This is a genomic window from Moraxella sp. ZY200743 (assembly GCF_050885545.1).
GTDB lineage: Bacteria > Pseudomonadota > Gammaproteobacteria > Pseudomonadales > Moraxellaceae > Moraxella > Moraxella haemolytica.
In genome coordinates this window covers 828,155-846,429 of sequence record NZ_CP091313.1, presented here as the reverse complement: position 1 = coordinate 846,429, position 18,275 = coordinate 828,155, and the positions used below count along the sequence as shown (strand labels likewise).

Below are 18,275 nucleotides of genomic sequence, written 5' to 3'. Positions count from 1 at the left end.
TCCAAGTCATTCATAAAATCAAAAAAAAAACAAGCTAGCATTTTTATTTTTTTTAGGATATATTGTGCCACATTAAAAGATATACGCCTAGATGTAGTGATGACAGCTTAACCCCCTCATCAACAAAACCGCCATTTTTATGCCTTTAACTGCTTGAAAAGCAATACTTTTTAACAGCATGGTCATGATGGCATTAAATCTTTGATTGCAGTTTTTTTCCGCAACTTTTAATAAAATATGGAACATGCCCATGGTACACATCGATAAAATTAAAGTTACGAAACGAGATGGACGATTAGAGCCCATTGATTTAGAAAAAATCCACAAAGTCATCACTTGGGCAGCCGAAGGTCTAAGCAATGTTTCGGTTTCACAAGTTGAACTAAAATCTCATATCCAGTTCTATGATGGCATTCGTACCAAAGATATTCACGAAACCATCATCAAAGCAGCGGCCGACCTAATCTCAGCAGAAACGCCTAATTATCAGTATCTAGCAGCACGCTTAGCCACTTTTCATCTGCGTAAGATTGCCTATGGTCAATACCAGCCACCACACCTATACGACCATGTTGTCAAACTAACCAATAGCGGTAAATACGATAAGCACATTTTGGCAGACTACTCCAAAGATGAATTTGACAAACTTGGTAGCTACATTGACCATGACCGAGACATGAACCTTGCTTATGCAGCAGTTGAGCAAATGATGGGTAAATATCTGGTACAAGACCGAGTTACCAAGCAAGTCTATGAAAGCCCACAATTCCTATATATGCTCGTAGGTATGTGCTTGTTTGCAGGTTATGATAAGAGCGAGCGACTTGACTATGTCAAGCGTTTTTATGATGCCACTTCTAATTTTTATATTTCATTGCCAACCCCTATCATGGCAGGCGTTCGCACACCAACACGCCAATTTAGCTCATGCGTGCTGATTGAATGTGCAGACAACCTAGACAGCATCAACGCCACCACTTCTGCCATCGTCCGTTATGTCTCACAGCGTGCAGGCATCGGAATTAATGCAGGAGCAATCCGTGCCTTAGGCTCACCCATTCGTGGCGGTGAAGCCCAACATACTGGCTGTATTCCATTTTTCAAGATGTTCCAAGCTGCGGTCAAATCCTGCTCACAAGGTGGCGTTCGTGGCGGTGCAGCAACTTTATTTTACCCAATGTGGCACCTAGAGATAGAAAACCTACTCGTCCTAAAAAACAACCGTGGCGTTGAGGATAACCGTGTCCGCCATATGGACTATGGTGTACAAATAAACAAAACGCTGTACGCTCGCCTAATCCAAAATAAAAACATCACGCTGTTTTCGCCATCAGATGTACCTGGTCTATATGAAGCTTTCTTTGCCAATCAAGCAGAATTTGAACGCTTGTACACGCAATATGAGGCAGATGACAATGTCAGAAAACGCACCATCTCCGCACGAGAGCTATTTAGCCTTATGCTACAAGAGCGTGCCAGTACAGGTCGTATCTATATTCAAAATGTTGACCACTGCAATACACACAGCCCGTTTGACCCAAGCATTGCACCGATTCGCCAGTCTAACCTGTGCATGGAGATTGCCCTACCGACCAAGCCTCTTGATAATATCAATGATGAAAATGGCGAGATTGCCCTATGCACTTTATCAGCCATTAATCTAGGCAAAATTAATGAAATCTCAGATATTGAAGAGCCGGCCGAGCTGATTGTGCGTGCTCTTGATGCTTTGCTTGACTATCAAGACTATCCTGTTGCCGCCGCCAAAAAAGGCAGTCTAAACCGCCGTACACTTGGTGTTGGCGTAATTAACTACGCCTATTATCTCACCAAAAATGGCACTCGCTATTCAGATGTTGCAGCATTATCCTTGACTCACCGCACCTTTGAAGCATTGCAATATTATCTATTAAAGGCATCTAACAAGCTCGCTAAAGAACAAGGTGCCTGCCCTTGGTTTGATCAGACGACTTATAGTAAGGGCATCTTGCCGATAGATACCTATAAAGCCGACTTGAACAGCATCTGTCCAGAACCGTTGCAATTTGACTGGGAATCTTTGCGTGCCGACATCAAAACATACGGACTGCGTAATTCAACACTCAGTGCCCTTATGCCATCTGAAACCAGCTCCCAAATCGCTAATGCCACTAATGGTATTGAGCCTCCTCGTGGATTGGTATCTGTTAAACAGTCTAAAGACGGTATTTTAAAACAGGTTGTGCCTGATATTGAAAAACTTGCCAAACAGTACGAGTTGCTTTGGCAGATGCCTGATAACAATGGCTATCTACGCCTTGTAGGTATCATGCAAAAATTCATCGATCAGTCCATCTCCGCCAACACCAATTATGACCCATCAAAATTTGAAGGCAATAAAGTCCCCATGAAGGTGTTGATTCAAGATTTGCTAACCGCTTATAAATTTGGCGTTAAGACACTGTATTATCATAATACTCGTGATGGTGCTGACGACAGTCAAGGCGACATTGATGATGGCTGTACCTCTGGTACTTGCAAAATCTAACATGGTTATCAATCCAAGCTAGCTTTATATACCATTTGGATTTTTGCCCTAAAGATATGCTATAATTTCATCAATAAAAACACGATTGATGGATAAATTTTTTAAAATTTACTGACATCACTTATCATAAAATTTTAATTAGGAAAATATCATGAACATTCAAGCACTCATGCAACAAGCCCAAGCCATGCAAAAGCAGGTAGAAAAGAATGTTGAAGCTGCCAAAGCTAGCCTTGCTACCAAAGAAGTACATAGCGAATCGGGTAATGGCTTGGTAAAAGTTACCATGACAGGTCGCCATGTGGTCAAACGCATCAGTCTTGACCCAAGTCTTATGGACGATGATCCTGACATGATTGAAGATTTGGTAGCAGCTGCCATTAATGATGCCGTTCGCCAAGCCGATGAGCTGTCTGAAGAGGTCATGGCAAGTGCAACTACTGGCATGGGTTTACCTAAGGGCATGCAAGGTCTGTTTGGCTAATTGATCATGCTAACCCCAAAATTTGACCATCTTATCAAAGAGCTACAACATCTGCCCGGTGTTGGACAAAAGACCGCTCAACGCATGGCTCTACATCTGCTATCCAAAAAACGCTTGCAAGGCATTAGTTTATCACAAGCCTTAGGTGTCGCCATGAATGAGATTATCGAGTGTCGCCAATGCCACTCTTACAGCGATGAAGAGATATGCCCCATCTGTAGCGATGTACGCCGTGATGATGGTCTGTTGTGCGTCGTAGAAAGTGCTGCTGATGTGGTGGCAATTGAACAAAGCGGTGCTTATCGTGGCAAATATTTTGTATTGGGTGGTCATTTATCGCCAATTGACGGTATTAACGCTGATGATCTAAACATTGACCAGCTTATTTTCCGCCTAAAACAAGAACCCATCAAAGAGTTAATTTTGGCGACCGGAGCCACAGTAGAAGGACAAACCACCGCCTTTTTTATCACCGATGCCACTCGCCCCCATGTTGAAACAATCACCCGACTGGCACAGGGCATTCCAATGGGTGGTGAACTAGAATATGTGGATAGCTTAACCTTGCATCAAGCTCTACAAAACCGTGCTTTTATCTAAAAAACATGACTACAACACCCTCAAATAGCGACACACGCTTTGGCTTTTTTCGTGCTGATCATATAGAAGATCAAAATCATGACCTGCCCGTCTCATGGGTACACAACGAAGATGAGCTTTACGCATTGATTGATGAAATCGATGAGGTGGATGTGGTCGCCTTAGACACCGAATTCATCAAACGCACCACCTATTACCCCATTTTAGCACTCGTACAGGTCAATACTGGGCGTGGCATCTATTTGGTTGACGCACCTAGATTGGATTTAACTGAATTTTGGCAAGCCTTGATAGAAGTGCCGACGATGGTTTGGTATGCTTGCGGTGAAGATTTGGGTATTTTTTATCTATTAGCAAAAAACGCCCCTCTAACCAATATCTTTGATGTGCAGATTGGCGTTGCTTATTTGACAGGCAAATTACAAGCAGGCTACAGCCAGTCTGTCGCTGAAATTCTTGGCATTGAGATTGACAAAGGCGAGAGCCAATCTAATTGGCTGGTACGACCACTAAGTCAAGAACAAGAAAGCTATGCCGCCAATGATGTGCGTTATCTGTTGACACTTTATCAAAGCGTCAAACAAAAACTTGATGAAAATCAATTACTTGGTCATGTCATTGAAGACAGCAATGTTTATGCCAAAGAACTACATGATACCGCCCATATCAGCGATGAGATGCTGTATCTAGAATTTAGCTCTCCTGAATACAACCGCACTCAAATAGGTGTGCTACAATCTTTAGTGGCATGGCGTGAATCGCTGGCTCGCAACATTAACGAGCCAAGAACTTTCATTATTAACAAACAAGCAATGCGTGAAATCATTGAAATGCTACCAGAAAGTATCAAGCAACTGGCACAAACCACCATCAATCGCCATGCATTGCGTAAGTATGGCGATGAGATTATCCACATCATTCGTACCGTAAAATCTCAACCACAAAAAACACTACCACCTCTACCACCACCTGTTTATCGTAGTAAGGAAAAAATCTTTAAGAAATCTCTTGATCAAGCCATCACTGATTACAGCCACACACATCACATTCCAGAAAATCTGCTTTTGCGTGGACGGTGGATTAGCGAGTTATTACTGATGGTGGCACATGACTTAAATGCCGAACATCTACCATTAGGCTTACAAGGCTATCGCAAAGATTGGATAATTGATACCGTTTTGCCTTTATTAAAGACTTATAAAGCCCAAATCACCGCAGGACTTGGTATAAAATCTCAACCTTAGATTGACCGTCATGTTGAGATGGATATAACCTGCATGGAAAAATGACAAAGAATGAATAATAAAAAGGATAACTAAACCCTGCTCAAATACTCCTGCTGTATTTGTTTGGGCATTTTATCAATCAGTGATAATTTCATGTTCTTGTCATCACCATTCATCACCATCTCAATCAGTGGCAACCCATCAAATGGCAAATCATCAATCTTTTGAGTAAAATTTGCCAAATAATACGCCCCATCAACATCATTATCCGCCATCACACGATTATACACCGTCTGCCAAGCCAATTCACTTGCACTACCATGCTGAACAATCAAATGAATCGCTTTTAAAGCAGTGTTCGCATTTTCACACAAAGTTAAAATTTCTTCAGAAATCTGTTTGATTTTTTGCATTATTTTTTACCCATCAAGACCAACAATTCACTACTTTAGCAATGATTTTTTGACAATTATCCCAAGGTTATCAACAGCTTAATACAGTTAATTGATACAGTCAATCAATAAAAAAGGCTTTTGCTAGCGACTTTTAATCACACTTCAGGGCTATGCTCTTCAATCAGTGGCTTTAACTCGCCTGCTTGATACATTTGTAAAATGATATCGCTACCACCAATTAGCTCGCCATTAACCCATAGCTGTGGAAAAGTAGGCCAATTAGCGATGATGGGCAAAGTAGTGCGAATTTCAGGGTTTTCTAGGATATTAACAAAGGCAAAAGGGCGACCGATTTGGCTTAATACCTCCACCGCACGGGCAGAAAATCCACATTGTGGAAATTGTGGTGTGCCTTTCATATACAAAAGCACACTATGGTCTTTGATTTGGTTTTCAATCAGCTCTTTGATTTGAGGGTTGATGTCGGTCATGATTACTCCAAAATGAAACTGAATTTATCTGCATTGTATCATACATTGGTGGCGGTTTGGCAGATTTCAAGTACTCTGCCAAAATTTATCCGCCAAAAGCACATCGCTCATTAACACAGTTGCAAATTCATTATGTAGGTTTGCAAGGCTAATTTGATGCACAAGCTCACTATCATAGTGCTTACCATCAAAGCCCAGACGGTCAAAAGTCGCTGTAGCATCTGCCACCACAATCACATGAAAGCCCAGATTTCCTGCCATTCGTGTGGTGGTAGAAATACAATGATTGGTGGTTAAGCCAATAATGACAAGGTTGGTTATCGCACGACTTTTTAGTTGCTGTTCTAAATTTGTGCCAATAAAGGCAGAATTAACCGTTTTGCCAATAACCACTTCATCACCCATTGGGGCGGTTAGGGGCTTAAAGTCGTTGCCAATCTGGTTGGGTCTTAAAGGTGAGTTTGGTTCAGTAGAATTGTGCTGAATATGAAAAATGGGCATCTGATACGCACGCCACTTTGCCAATAAATCAAAACAAACTTGCTCACAATTTGGGTTGTTTCTATTGCCACCCCAATAGGCATGGTCATCAAATCCTAATTGCAAATCAATCAATAAAAGAGCGGTATTTTTATCCAACATAAATCTCCTGTCAGAAATTAATAATAAAAAATTAGCAAGTAACCTTAAAAAGCACCCTAGTCATTTTAACACCAAAACCAACGATAAAAACCACACCTTTAAAAGTTACTACCCAAACGCCTCCGTGCCATCAAATCCCATGATTAAAACAACTACCCCATCTTTTGCAATAGCACCACACAACTTGCAAAAATCCCCTCGCCTCGCCCCAGATAGCCCATCTTTTCATTGGTGGTGGCTTTAATGCTAATGCAGTCCTCTTCTACTTTTAAAATATCAGCAATGCACTGACGCATCGCTTTGTTATGTGGGGCAAGTTTGGGCAGTTCACAAATCACTGTCATATCAGCATTGATCAGACTGTAGCCTTTTTCGGTTACTTTTTTATGAACCTCTTTTAATAACACCTTGCTATCCACCCCACAAAAGCGGTCATCTGTATCAGGAAAATGCATACCGATATCCCCTAAAGCCAACGCCCCAAGCATCGCATCCATGAGAGCGTGAAGCAGGACATCACCGTCCGAATGGGCTTTAATACCGTGCGTATGAGGAATTTTGATACCACCAAGCGTAACAAACTCACCATCTGTAAAAGCATGAACATCTAGTCCTTGACCGATTTTTATCATTGTTTTTCTCCTATAATTTGTTAAAATACCCTAATATTATAGCAAAATTTTATGGTTAATACATGATGATAACAAAGCCAAACACCACCCAAAAAGTCATCGTCGGAATGTCAGGCGGTGTGGACAGCTCAGCATCAGCCGCCCTACTACTTGAACAAGGCTATCAAGTAGAGGGGCTTTTTATGAAAAACTGGGAAGAAGACGATGGTACAGAATATTGCACTGCCTTGACTGATTTGGCAGATGCCCAAGCGGTGGCAGATAAGCTAGGCATACCATTGCATACTGCCAATTTTTCGGCAGAATATTGGGATAATGTTTTTGAGCATTTTTTGGAGGAGTATCGAGCAGGTCGCACGCCCAATCCTGATATCTTGTGCAACAAAGAAGTCAAATTCAAAGCGTTCTTAGACTACGCTTTAACACTGGGTGCAGACTATATTGCCACAGGGCATTATGTTCGCCGTTCACAAATCATGGACAATAAAGCACAGCTACTGCGTGGACTTGATGGCAACAAAGATCAAAGCTATTTTTTGTATGCGGTCGGTGGCGACAAAATCGCCAAAACCTTATTTCCAGTCGGTGAATTAGAAAAGCCGCAAGTGCGGGCGATTGCCGAAAAATACAACCTAGCAACCGCCAAGAAAAAAGACAGTACAGGCATCTGCTTTATTGGCGAACGAAAATTCAAGGATTTTTTACAGACCTATCTGCCTGCCCAAAAAGGAGAAATCATCAGTGATGATGGCATAACACTTGGCACACACGATGGGTTGATGTATTACACCATTGGTCAGCGAGGAGGTATTGGCATTGGGGGTGTCTCTGGTCGTCCTGATGAGCCTTGGTTTGTACTGCAAAAAGACCTAAAGAACAATCGCTTGATTGTCGGTCAAGGGCATAATCACCCCCTACTACACTCAACCACTTTGACCGCCACAAAACTAGATTGGGTCATCAGTCCACCCAAAGACGGCTCAAAACTTACCGCCAAAACTCGCTATCGTCAGCCCGACCAAGCCTGCACCGTGTTTATTCAAGACGATACGCTCAAAGTGGTGTTTGATGAGCCACAACGAGCCGTTACGCTTGGGCAGTCGGTGGTTTTGTATGATGGCGATGTTTGCTTAGGTGGGGGCGTGATTGATTGGTGTGATGCACCGTGTTTGGTTTAGATTTAGTTTGTATTTGGTTTAAACAAAACTAAAATAAAAGACTGCCTACACCAATAGCCACTACAAAAATACAATGGCTATTTTTAGCATCTTTTTAATGGTATTTTAATAACAATTACTTCCCCGACTTAGTACGATTGCATTTTTGGCATAGCATTTGGCAATTATCAAAAGTGGTTTTACCGCCCTTTGCCCATGGAATAATATGGTCAGCTTCCATGTTATCTATTGTAAAATACTCATTGCAAATTTTGCAAATACCCTTTTGGGCTTGATAGGCTTTTTGGCGGTCTTTATCGCTAAATGTCCGTAAATCTTGGCGTTTGGAGTGGGTTAAATTGGTAAACCAACACACATTGCCAAAATTAGCGTAATATTTACCATCATCGCCTTTTTTAATATTGTCTTTGGCTTGAATGAAAGTTGGTACGACAAATATTTTTACCGAATGATTTCCCAACCACAATTTGTTATCTTTAATTAAAGGAAAAATCTCTTTATAAGTAATGGCATTTTGATTACCGATTACCAAAAATTTTTTATTGTATGCCACAAGCTGTGCGATATATTCACGAAACAAACTAAATGGCGGATTGGTAACGACAATATCCGCTTCACACAACAGTTTAATACATTCTTTGCTTCTAAAATCCCCACCCAAATATACCGTGCCGTCTTTGGCTTTGCTGTCATTAAGACTGGTGATTTTGATGCCTTGGGTTTTTTTGGGTAAGTCGCTTAATTTAATGATTTGATTGTCTGTCAAATTTAAATCATCAATGCTTGTGATTTCAATTTTGTGGGCTTTACGATAAGCGGGTAACTCATCTTCAAATAACGATAACTGCGTGCCTGCAATGGGACTGGTGGCATAGCCTGTGGTGATGAGTTTTTTTAGCCCCAAGCGTTTAAAATTTAACAAAAAATACTGCAAAAAATTGCTCTCGTAGGGGTCATCGCAATTACAGTAGACGATTTTGTCCTTAAAATGGTCTTTATAATGGCGTAGTTCGTTTTCTATGTCGGCAAGGCAGGTATAAAATTCATCGTTTTTGGCACGCTTTGCGGCGTGTAGAGTGCTGTTACCGCCGTCTGTGGCGGTCGCTTTTTTAGCTTTGGTGGGCTTGCTTTGTGTGGTGTGCTTAGGCTTGGTAGGTGTAGGGTCTTGTTTGACGCCTGTTTTGGCTTCCAAAAAGGCTTTAGAGATGTGTTTGCTCATTGCACACCCCCAATAGGCGTGCAGGTAAAACTTAGGCTATGCTGTGTGCTGTGTGCATCATTTACCCTTTGTCAAGTTCAATTTATGACATAGCATTATACAAAAATTTAGCCACCTACACAAGTAAACCAATTATCTACATATACCCAACGACTTGCAATCAAAATGCAACTGGTTAAAAACGACAAAATTTGTTATAATCCAAAATTTGCAATCTAATCATTCTCATCATTTTTTTAAGGATTTTAAAAGTGTCTCTCAATCAACTAACCGCCCTATCCCCCCTAGACGGTCGCTATGCGTCCAAATGCGATACCTTGCGTCCTTATCTGTCCGAATTTGGCTTAATGCACGCTCGTGTTACGGTTGAAGTCCGCTGGTTACAAGCTCTAGCCAATCACCCAGAAGTCGGTGAAATTCAGCCTTTTTCTGCTGACACCAATGCCAAATTAGATGCCATTATTGATAATTTTTCATTAGAAAATGCCGAACGCATCAAAGAAATAGAACGCACCACCAATCACGATGTTAAAGCGGTGGAATATTTTTTAAAAGAACAAATTGCTGATATTTATGAATTAAAAAATGCAGGCGAGTTTATTCATTTTGCTTGCACATCAGAAGATATTAACAATCTATCGCACGCCTTGATGCTAAAATCAGGTCGTGATATTTTAGTAGCATCCATGCAAAAGATTATTGATGACATTGCAGATTTGGCGGATAAATATAGCCATGTGCCAATGCTGTCTCGCACGCACGGACAGACAGCCAGTCCGACAACGCTTGGCAAAGAAATGGCGAATGTCGCCTATCGTCTGCACCGCCAAATCAAGCAGTTTAAAGCGGTAGAACTGCTTGGCAAGATTAACGGTGCGGTAGGAAACTATAACGCTCATTTATCCGCCTATCCTAATATTGACTGGGCAAAACACAGCCAAAATTTTGTAGAAAGTTTGGGTTTGACATTCAATCCATATACCACACAGATTGAACCGCATGATTATATGGCAGAATTATTTGATGGGTTACGCCGTTTTAATACCATTCTGATTGACTTTAACCGTGATGTGTGGGGCTATATCTCACTAGGCTATTTCAAACAAAAACTAAAAGAAGGTGAAGTAGGTAGCTCAACCATGCCCCACAAAGTCAATCCCATTGACTTTGAAAACAGCGAGGGCAACTTGGGTCTTGCTAATGCCATTCTTGCACACTTAGGCGAAAAACTACCCATCTCACGCTGGCAAAGAGACTTGACTGACAGCACGGTACTGCGTAATATGGGCACAGGTTTTGCTCAAAGTTTAATCGCCTTTGAAGCCTGCCTAAAAGGTATTGGTAAATTAGAACTTAACGAACAACGCCTAGCAGAAGACCTAGACAACGCCCAAGAAGTCTTGGCAGAGCCAATCCAAACAGTCATGCGTCGCTACAATGTAGAAAAGCCTTATGAGAAGCTAAAAGCTCTCACTCGTGGACAGGCGATGACAAGACAGATGATGACGGATTTTGTGAATGGCGATGAATTAAAAGCCGTACCAGAAACCGACCGCAAACGCTTAGCTAACCTAATACCTGCAACCTATATCGGCAATGCTGATGAACAGGCGAAAAAATTAAAAGACCATTTAAAGTAATTGAAAAGTAATTGATTATTTAAAGTCATTGCCAATCAATCAAATTAAAAGGCAGTACTCGCACTGCCTTTTAATTTATAGCACCAACCAACTGCCGATGGCGTATCAGTACCAATAAAATCAATAAGAAGCACCAAAATTTCATATCTAAACCAAGTGATGTCTTTGGCTTAGATTTTTTTTGGCTGCAAAGTTTAATCAGAAGTCTGATTTGAACCACCAGTCAAAGCACTGACCTTTTTGGTAATAATCACTGCAATGGGCAAGCTGATGAGTGCACCAATAACAACTGCACCCAAAATATAAGGCGTGCTATCAAAACCTGTAACAAAAGCAATAATCAACAAAATACCTACCGCAACAGTAAAGGCGATAGAAAACATGGCGGTGAGTAATGGAATGTTCATGATATACCCCTAAATAAATTATGGAATAAAACTACTGTGTTATTTATACATCTTTTTTGCATAAATATTAAGTAGTTTTTAAAAAAATCCCTAATTTTTTTGTGATATTACCATTTTTTATACTTAAACGAAAAAGTCGGGCAATTTAACGAAAATTTGCTTTTATTTGGGTTAGTTTATGATAAAATTAACGATTTATGATTGCCTAAAGTTTCGTCTTACTTAAGCATCATCAACTTTTCACAAAAATGATTTAGCATCTTTAGCAAAAAGCACATCAGTGATGTGATTTTAAGGAATTTTTATGAGTCATCTTACTAAAACTCTACAGCTGCATGAAGTTCGTCAGGCATTCATTGATTTTTTTGCCAGCAAAAATCACACACCAGTCCCATCGTCAAGCCTAATCCCGCACAATGACCCCACCCTGCTATTCACCAATGCAGGTATGAATCAGTTTAAAGATACTTTTTTAGGGGTTGAAAAACGAGATTATCATCGTGCCGTCAGCTCACAAAAATGCGTGCGTGCAGGTGGTAAGCACAATGACCTTGATAATGTCGGTTACACCGCCCGCCATCACACTTTTTTTGAAATGCTGGGCAATTTTAGCTTTGGTGATTATTTCAAAAAAGATGCCATCAAGTTCGCTTGGGAATTTTTGACCTCAGAGCAATGGCTTGCCCTGCCCAAAGAACGCCTATATGTAACCGTGTATCACACTGATGATGAAGCCTTTGATATCTGGCATCAAGAAGTGGGGCTTGCCCCTGAACGCATCATTCGTATTGGCGATAAAGGCAAACAGTACGAATCAGATAATTTTTGGGCGATGGGCGATACTGGTCCTTGCGGTCCTTGTTCAGAGATTTTTTATGATTATGGGGATCATATTGAAGGTGGTTTGCCTGGCACACCCGAAGAAGATGGCGATCGCTATGTAGAGGTATGGAACTGCGTATTCATGCAATTTAATCGCCAAAAAGATGGCACTTTAGAGCCATTGCCAAAGCCATCGGTTGATACAGGCATGGGACTTGAGAGAATCAGCTCAGTCATACAAGGCAAATATGGCAACTACGAAGTTGATTTATTCGTCAATCTGATGGATGCAGCCGCTGCCATCATCGGTGTGGATAGCACCCATGAACCATCATTTAAAGTCATCGCCGACCACATTCGTGCGGTATCATTTCTTATTGCCGATGGCGTTCGTCCAAGCAATGAAGGTCGTGGCTATGTGTTGCGTCGTATCATTCGTCGTGCCGTGCGTCATGGCAACAAATTGGGTGCAACAGACGCATTCTTCCATAAACTTGTGGCTTTCCTTGCCAAAGAAATGGGGCAAGCCTACCCACAGCTTATTGAAAAACAAACTGAAATTGAATCAGTTATTTTAAAAGAAGAAGAGCAATTTGCTAAAACTTTGGCTCAAGGGTTGCGTCTGCTGTCAGGCGAACTAGAAAACCTAAATACTGGCGATACATTGGCTGGCGAGACCGTCTTTAAACTATATGACACTTATGGATTCCCAACAGACCTAACCGCCGATATCGCCCGTGAGCGTGACATCAATATTGATGAGGCAGGTTTTGAAGCACATATGCAAGAACAGCGTGTTCGAGCTCGTGATGCAGGCAAATTTGACCTAGATTATACCACTGCCATCAAAGTAGATAACCCAACCGACTTTGTTGGCTATACTTCATCAGAACACAACAGTCAAATCATAGGACTGTATCAAGAAGGCAAAGAAATCTTTGAGCTACACGAAGGCGATGCAGGTGTTGTTGTGCTTTCTGCCACACCATTTTATGCCGAAGGTGGCGGTCAAGTTGGCGAACTTGGCGAAATCAGCACCGAGTCTGGCGTCTTTGAAGTGCAAAACACCAAAAAATCAGGTGCTGCCATCATTCACTATGGCACAGTAAAAATAGGGACCATTAAAAACACCCAAAATGCCCATGCACAAGTCATCGAAGACATTCGCCGTGCATCTGCTAAAAACCACTCAGCAACCCACCTACTACACGCCACCCTACGCACCGTATTAGGTACTGGTGTCGCCCAAAAAGGCTCTTTGATGTCATCAGAGGTATTGCGTTTTGACTTTTCACATGATGAACCAATCAGTCAAGATGACCTATTGACCATCGAACGCATGGTTAATGAACAAATTCAAAAAAACAGCCCTGTTCAGATTGAACATTTGCCTATTGAGCAGGCTCTACAAAAAGGAGCAATGGCACTGTTTGGTGAAAAATACGGCGAGACCGTGCGTGTGCTTACTATGGGCGAAAAAGCCGACAAAACACCCTTTTCTATTGAGCTGTGTGGCGGTATTCATGTTGTACATACAGGAGAAATCGGTCTGTTTAAAATCGTCTCAGAAGGCGGTATTGCCGCAGGCGTTCGTCGCATTGAAGCCTTGACTGGCATGGGTGCAATCAATTATATGCAACAAGGCGAAAAGACTTTAGCTACTTTAGCAAGCAATTTTAAGGCTAAGCGTGATGAGATTGGTGTACGAGTTGGTAGCCTTAGTGAGCGTAACCGTGAGCTTGAAAAACAGCTTGAACGCCTAGAACAAAAACTGGCAAATCTTGAAGCCAAATCCCTAATGGATAAGGTTGAAATGATTGGTGGCACGCCTGTTTTGATTGCTAAACTAGACAATCTAGATGCCAAGTTTTTGCGTGGTTTGGCAGATGATATCAAATCAAAACTATCCGATGGTATCGCCATTCTAGCAAGCATTACCAACGGTAAAGTCGCACTGACCGCAAGTGTTTCTAAAGATTTAATCTCAAAAGTTAAAGCAGGAGACATCATCAAATCACTTTGCGAAACCCTTGATGGCAAAGGTGGCGGTAAGCCAGATTTCGCCCAAGGCGGTGCAAACAATGCCGATGGTGTGGATAAAGCATTAGCAAATTTGGTAGCGACATTGGCAGAACAGCTATCCTAAGCAGTCAATACCACCATGAAAAGGCATGATATTGGCAAGCCAATCACAAATGATGGCTTACGCCAATAAGACAGTAAGCAAAATCATGCCTTTTTAATCACACTGGTGGATTATTTACAAAATATTCCAAATTATTGGGGTATTTATAGATTTTTATAATCAATTCATCAGTTTATTTTAACAATGAATTGAGTTATAATCTGCGAACTTTTATTTACAACCTTTGGGTTTTCTACCATTTTTTAAACAAAAGGTAAACACAATGGCGTTAATCGTACAAAAATATGGCGGCACTTCAATGGGTAATACCAGTCGCATCAAGAATGTCGCAGCTCGTGTCAAGCGTTGGCATGACCACGGTCATCAAGTTGTCGTAGTTGTGTCCGCCATGAGTGGCGAGACCAACCGTCTCATCGGTCTGGCACGAGAAATCAGCAACGACCCAGACCCACGAGAATACGACCAAATGGTCGCCACAGGTGAGCAGGTTTCTATCGCTCTACTTGCTATGGCACTAAAAGACTTGGGTGTTGATGCCAAATCCATGACAGGTCGTCAAGTCGCCATTAAAACAGATGAAACCCATACCAAAGCGCGCATTGAACATATTGACGCTGACAACCTAAAACAAGAATTGGCAGATGGCAAAGTTCTTATCGTTGCAGGTTTTCAGGGTGTAAATAAACATAACGACTTAACCACACTTGGTCGTGGTGGTTCAGACACCACAGGCGTTGCCATCGCTGCTGCCATCGGTGCCGATGAATGCCAAATCTACACCGATGTTGATGGTGTTTACACCACCGACCCACGAGTTACCTCAAAAGCCAAAAAGCTAGATAAGATTACCTTTGAAGAAATGCTAGAGATGGCATCGCTTGGCTCAAAAGTGCTGCAAATTCGCTCGGTAGAATTTGCAGGTAAATACAAAGTACCGCTTCGTGTACTGTCTAGTTTTGATGAAGGCACTGATGGTGCTTTTGATGAAGAATTTAAACAAAATGTCGGTACTTTGATTACCATTGACGAAGGAGATGATATGGAACGCGCTGTAATTTCAGGTATTGCCTTTAATCGTGATGAAGCCAAAATTGCACTACTTGGCGTGCCTGACCGCCCAGGTATTGCCTCTGCCATTTTAAGCCCTATCGGTGCTGCAAACATCGAAGTGGACATGATTATTCAAAACATCGCAGAAAATGGCGTAACCGACTTTAGCTTTACCGTACCTCGTGGCGATTATGACAAAGCCATCAAAATCCTAGAAGAAAAAGTTAAAGACGACATCGGTGCTACTCAGATTGTCGGCGATGACAAAGTTGTGAAAGTCTCTATCGTTGGTGTGGGTATGCGTTCTCATGCAGGCGTGGCAAGCAAAATGTTTGAAACCTTGGCATCACAAAATATCAACCTGCAGATGATCTCAACTTCTGAAATTAAGGTATCTGTCCTAATCCAAGAACAACATCTAGAAAAAGCTGTAAAATCTTTGCATACCGCCTTTGGTCTTGACCGTGAAGATGGTGAAAGTAAAGTCGCTGGCTTATAATTTTGCATCATCAGCGATTTTACAACAGCGGTTTTGGTTTCTGATAAGAATATTTACATAACTTATCGCAAAATCAGCTGACAAAATACCCAAGGCGTTTTATAATAGCGACTTGGGTATTTTATAATTTGTATTTTTATTTTTTAGTGTGTTTTGACTTATTTAAACTTTTTTTCGTGCAAGGAGCGATACTATGTTAATTCTAACTCGTCGTGTCGGCGAAACTCTAATGATTGGCGATGAAGTCAGCGTTACTGTGCTTGGTGTTAAAGGCAATCAAGTTCGCTTGGGTGTCAATGCCCCAAAAGACATTGCGGTTCATCGTGAAGAAATCTACCAACGCATTCAACATGAGCGTTCTATGCAGGCACACATGAGCCACCTAGAACAAGGCAACTTCGCCCCACCATCTTTTGACGATGACGATTATTTCAACCGTTAATCAGTGCTATAATCAGTCAGCAACGAACGATTTGAGTGAAAATTCATAAAAAGAGACATCATGAGCAATATCTCATCTTTACTAAACAGCATTGAAACTGGCGAGTTTAAATTCGCTGATGTGCTAAATTTTATTGACGCCCATTACCATTACACCCCTGTTGATTTTCGTAATGGAGAAGTTATGAATCCTGCTAGAACCAATGAAGGTTCTGCCAAAGTATTTAGTCTTGCCAAGCTACATGGTCTAAATCAGCTTGACACCCTAAAACTATTTGCAGAGCACTATGAATCTGTACTTGCCACTCCAGAAGGTAGCGACCACGCCAATATTCGCAACTTCATGCACTATGGCTGGCAGGGTTTTGGGTTGGAAAAAAATGCACTAAGTCCACGCTAATCGTAGACTGATGGGCAAACATCAACACAAAATCATTTAAAATTCTTAGAAATTTACTTGAAATACCAGTAAATTTTCTGTATAATTTTGGCTTTAATTTTCTGCCATTTCTTGATTGTTGTCGCCTTTAACAACAAAAAAGAATGGTGTAACTTTATAAGTTTGGTCAAACCTGTGCTATGTCCATACCATTTATAAGGCACCTTGTCCAAACGGCACACCCGATACCGCTCAATATCCGTGCCACATATTATTAGGAGTTCACCATGTCTCGAGTATGTCAAGTGACTGGAAAGCGCCCGCTAGTGGGTAACAATGTATCACACGCAAATAACAAAACCCGTCGTCGCTTTCTACCAAATCTGCACAATCATCGTTTTTGGGTAGAGTCTGAAAATCGTTTCGTACGCCTTCGTGTATCATCTAAAGGTATGCGTATCATTGACAAGTACGGCATTGATAAAGTGCTTGCTGACCTACGCGCACAAGGTCAAAAAATCTAATTGTAGATTTTTTATTTAGATTCATAAGAGGATACGAACATGAGAGATAAAATTAAACTAGTTTCTACTGCTGGTACTGGTTATTTCTATACCACCACCAAAAATAAGCGTACCATGCCTGGTAAAATGGAAATCAAAAAATTTGATCCAAAAATTCGCCAGCATGTACTGTTCAAAGAAGCCAAAATCAAGTAATGATTTGCTTTTAAGAACCGCAAAAGACCACCACATGGTGGTCTTTTTCTCATCTTTTTTATTGGCTTTATGATAACAGTTCCAAACCATGACACACCCCCTACTCACCCCACTTGCCATCAAAAATCAAACCATCACTAATAGGCTAATTGTAGCACCTATGAGCTGTGGGTAAGCTCGCTCCAAGGTGCGTGCCATGTCGTCGATGAATAGGTTTAGGGTGGTTGCCCCTGCATATAGGACGGTTTTGCCCTGTCTGGTTAGGGCAGTGATACGCTCATTCATCATGCACCCCCTGCATTCATGATGCCCGTGATGGGGCTGGTGTCGATGCCATAGGCGGCAGCGGTGTCAAGAGACGCTTTGCCTGCGGCTTTTAGGGCGTTGTTTTTGAGTACCTGCGGGGTGGTGATTTGGATAAGTTCAATGCTAAATGCCACCTTTCTTGCCAAGCCATTTTTAAAAAAGACCGTATGCGTCTCATTAACCGACTTAATCACATACTGACCCCATACCCTACCGTTGCCACATATCATCGGATATGCCTTGCCTTTGTCTGCCATCTCGGCAAGTTTTACCAAGGACTTTTGATTACCAAACTCAGGGACAATCACCCCTTCAAGCGTGATGGTGTTCTCACCACGCCCCACGAACTGATAAGCTGGCATCGCCCCAACACGGCTACTGCTCTCGTGTCGCCACTCGGTCTTTTGGACAAGCGACTGATAAGCGGCGGTGCTGATGCGAAATACAAACATACCCAGAATCATCATCATGG

The 18,275-nt window shown here is 41.7% G+C and carries 19 protein-coding genes and 1 pseudogene; 12 read left to right on the top strand and 8 right to left on the bottom strand.

The window, feature by feature from the left end:
- Window positions 1-250: 250 nt before the first annotated feature.
- The 4 genes from nrdA to L3D27_RS04040 all read left to right on the top strand — a co-directional run bounded on the left by nrdA (window position 251) and on the right by L3D27_RS04040 (window position 4,855).
- Complete coding sequence (gene nrdA, locus L3D27_RS04055; protein ID WP_284674319.1) at window positions 251-2,527, top strand: class 1a ribonucleoside-diphosphate reductase subunit alpha; 2,277 nt, start codon at window positions 251-253, stop codon at window positions 2,525-2,527.
- 151 nt (window positions 2,528-2,678) lie between these two features.
- Window positions 2,679-3,011, top strand: a complete 333-nt coding sequence (locus L3D27_RS04050) for a YbaB/EbfC family nucleoid-associated protein (protein WP_284674318.1) — start codon at window positions 2,679-2,681, stop codon at window positions 3,009-3,011.
- A gap of 6 nt (window positions 3,012-3,017) precedes the next feature.
- Window positions 3,018-3,611 carry a recombination mediator RecR gene (gene recR, locus L3D27_RS04045; protein WP_284674317.1) on the top strand — a complete coding sequence of 198 codons (594 nt, stop codon included), beginning with the start codon at window positions 3,018-3,020 and terminating at the stop codon, window positions 3,609-3,611.
- A 5-nt stretch (window positions 3,612-3,616) separates the two neighbouring features.
- Complete coding sequence (locus L3D27_RS04040; protein WP_432481621.1) at window positions 3,617-4,855, top strand: ribonuclease D; 1,239 nt, start codon at window positions 3,617-3,619, stop codon at window positions 4,853-4,855.
- 71 nt (window positions 4,856-4,926) lie between these two features.
- On the opposite strand, the gene L3D27_RS04035 is transcribed toward L3D27_RS04040, so the two are convergent.
- From L3D27_RS04035 to ispF, 4 genes are all read right to left on the bottom strand, one after another.
- Window positions 4,927-5,250 (bottom strand): hypothetical protein, encoded by a 324-nt coding sequence (locus L3D27_RS04035; protein WP_284674315.1) that lies wholly within the window; start codon window positions 5,248-5,250, stop codon window positions 4,927-4,929.
- 137 nt (window positions 5,251-5,387) lie between these two features.
- Window positions 5,388-5,723 carry a Grx4 family monothiol glutaredoxin gene (gene grxD, locus L3D27_RS04030; RefSeq protein WP_284674314.1) on the bottom strand — a complete coding sequence of 112 codons (336 nt, stop codon included), beginning with the start codon at window positions 5,721-5,723 and terminating at the stop codon, window positions 5,388-5,390.
- A 66-nt stretch (window positions 5,724-5,789) separates the two neighbouring features.
- Window positions 5,790-6,365: a cysteine hydrolase family protein gene (locus L3D27_RS04025; RefSeq protein ID WP_432481620.1), complete on the bottom strand. Its 576-nt coding sequence runs from the start codon at window positions 6,363-6,365 to the stop codon at window positions 5,790-5,792.
- A gap of 152 nt (window positions 6,366-6,517) precedes the next feature.
- The gene (gene ispF / locus L3D27_RS04020) at window positions 6,518-6,997 is read right to left on the bottom strand and encodes a 2-C-methyl-D-erythritol 2,4-cyclodiphosphate synthase (RefSeq protein ID WP_432481619.1); all 480 of its coding nucleotides are present in this window, start codon (window positions 6,995-6,997) and stop codon (window positions 6,518-6,520) included.
- 62 nt (window positions 6,998-7,059) lie between these two features.
- Here ispF and mnmA point away from each other — a divergent pair, with 62 nt between their 5' ends.
- Window positions 7,060-8,175: a tRNA 2-thiouridine(34) synthase MnmA gene (gene mnmA, locus L3D27_RS04015; RefSeq protein WP_284674311.1), complete on the top strand. Its 1,116-nt coding sequence runs from the start codon at window positions 7,060-7,062 to the stop codon at window positions 8,173-8,175.
- Between the two features lie 115 nt (window positions 8,176-8,290).
- Here the strand turns inward: mnmA and L3D27_RS04010 are convergent, their stop codons facing one another.
- Window positions 8,291-9,394, bottom strand: a complete 1,104-nt coding sequence (locus L3D27_RS04010; protein WP_432481618.1) for an adenine-specific methyltransferase EcoRI family protein — start codon at window positions 9,392-9,394, stop codon at window positions 8,291-8,293.
- Between the two features lie 251 nt (window positions 9,395-9,645).
- Here L3D27_RS04010 and purB point away from each other — a divergent pair, with 251 nt between their 5' ends.
- Window positions 9,646-11,034, top strand: a complete 1,389-nt coding sequence (gene purB, locus L3D27_RS04005) for an adenylosuccinate lyase (RefSeq protein ID WP_432481617.1) — start codon at window positions 9,646-9,648, stop codon at window positions 11,032-11,034.
- Window positions 11,035-11,228: 194 nt separating this feature from the next.
- Here purB and L3D27_RS04000 read toward each other — a convergent pair whose 3' ends face one another.
- The gene (locus L3D27_RS04000; protein WP_432481616.1) at window positions 11,229-11,441 is read right to left on the bottom strand and encodes a hypothetical protein; all 213 of its coding nucleotides are present in this window, start codon (window positions 11,439-11,441) and stop codon (window positions 11,229-11,231) included.
- Window positions 11,442-11,745: 304 nt separating this feature from the next.
- Between L3D27_RS04000 and alaS the strand changes: the two genes are divergently transcribed.
- The 6 genes and pseudogenes from alaS to rpmG all read left to right on the top strand — a co-directional run bounded on the left by alaS (window position 11,746) and on the right by rpmG (window position 17,497).
- Window positions 11,746-14,409 carry an alanine--tRNA ligase gene (alaS, locus tag L3D27_RS03995; RefSeq protein WP_432481615.1) on the top strand — a complete coding sequence of 888 codons (2,664 nt, stop codon included), beginning with the start codon at window positions 11,746-11,748 and terminating at the stop codon, window positions 14,407-14,409.
- A gap of 262 nt (window positions 14,410-14,671) precedes the next feature.
- Window positions 14,672-15,958 (top strand): aspartate kinase, encoded by a 1,287-nt coding sequence (locus L3D27_RS03990; RefSeq protein ID WP_284674307.1) that lies wholly within the window; start codon window positions 14,672-14,674, stop codon window positions 15,956-15,958.
- A gap of 193 nt (window positions 15,959-16,151) precedes the next feature.
- A pseudogene (gene csrA, locus L3D27_RS03985) lies at window positions 16,152-16,319 on the top strand (carbon storage regulator CsrA); the annotation flags it as partial.
- Window positions 16,320-16,460: 141 nt separating this feature from the next.
- A complete protein-coding gene (locus L3D27_RS03980; protein ID WP_284674306.1) occupies window positions 16,461-16,799 on the top strand; it encodes a HopJ type III effector protein in 339 nt (112 codons plus the stop codon).
- 266 nt (window positions 16,800-17,065) lie between these two features.
- Window positions 17,066-17,302, top strand: a complete 237-nt coding sequence (gene rpmB, locus L3D27_RS03975; protein ID WP_432481614.1) for a 50S ribosomal protein L28 — start codon at window positions 17,066-17,068, stop codon at window positions 17,300-17,302.
- Window positions 17,303-17,341: 39 nt separating this feature from the next.
- The gene (rpmG, locus tag L3D27_RS03970; protein ID WP_003659281.1) at window positions 17,342-17,497 is read left to right on the top strand and encodes a 50S ribosomal protein L33; all 156 of its coding nucleotides are present in this window, start codon (window positions 17,342-17,344) and stop codon (window positions 17,495-17,497) included.
- 126 nt (window positions 17,498-17,623) lie between these two features.
- Here rpmG and L3D27_RS03965 read toward each other — a convergent pair whose 3' ends face one another.
- Both L3D27_RS03965 and L3D27_RS03960 read right to left on the bottom strand, forming a co-directional pair.
- Window positions 17,624-17,785 carry a hypothetical protein gene (locus L3D27_RS03965; protein WP_432481613.1) on the bottom strand — a complete coding sequence of 54 codons (162 nt, stop codon included), beginning with the start codon at window positions 17,783-17,785 and terminating at the stop codon, window positions 17,624-17,626.
- Complete coding sequence (locus L3D27_RS03960) at window positions 17,782-18,273, bottom strand: phage tail protein (RefSeq protein WP_432481612.1); 492 nt, start codon at window positions 18,271-18,273, stop codon at window positions 17,782-17,784. Before L3D27_RS03960 ends, L3D27_RS03965 begins: the two co-directional genes overlap by 4 nt.
- Window positions 18,274-18,275 lie beyond the last annotated feature (2 nt).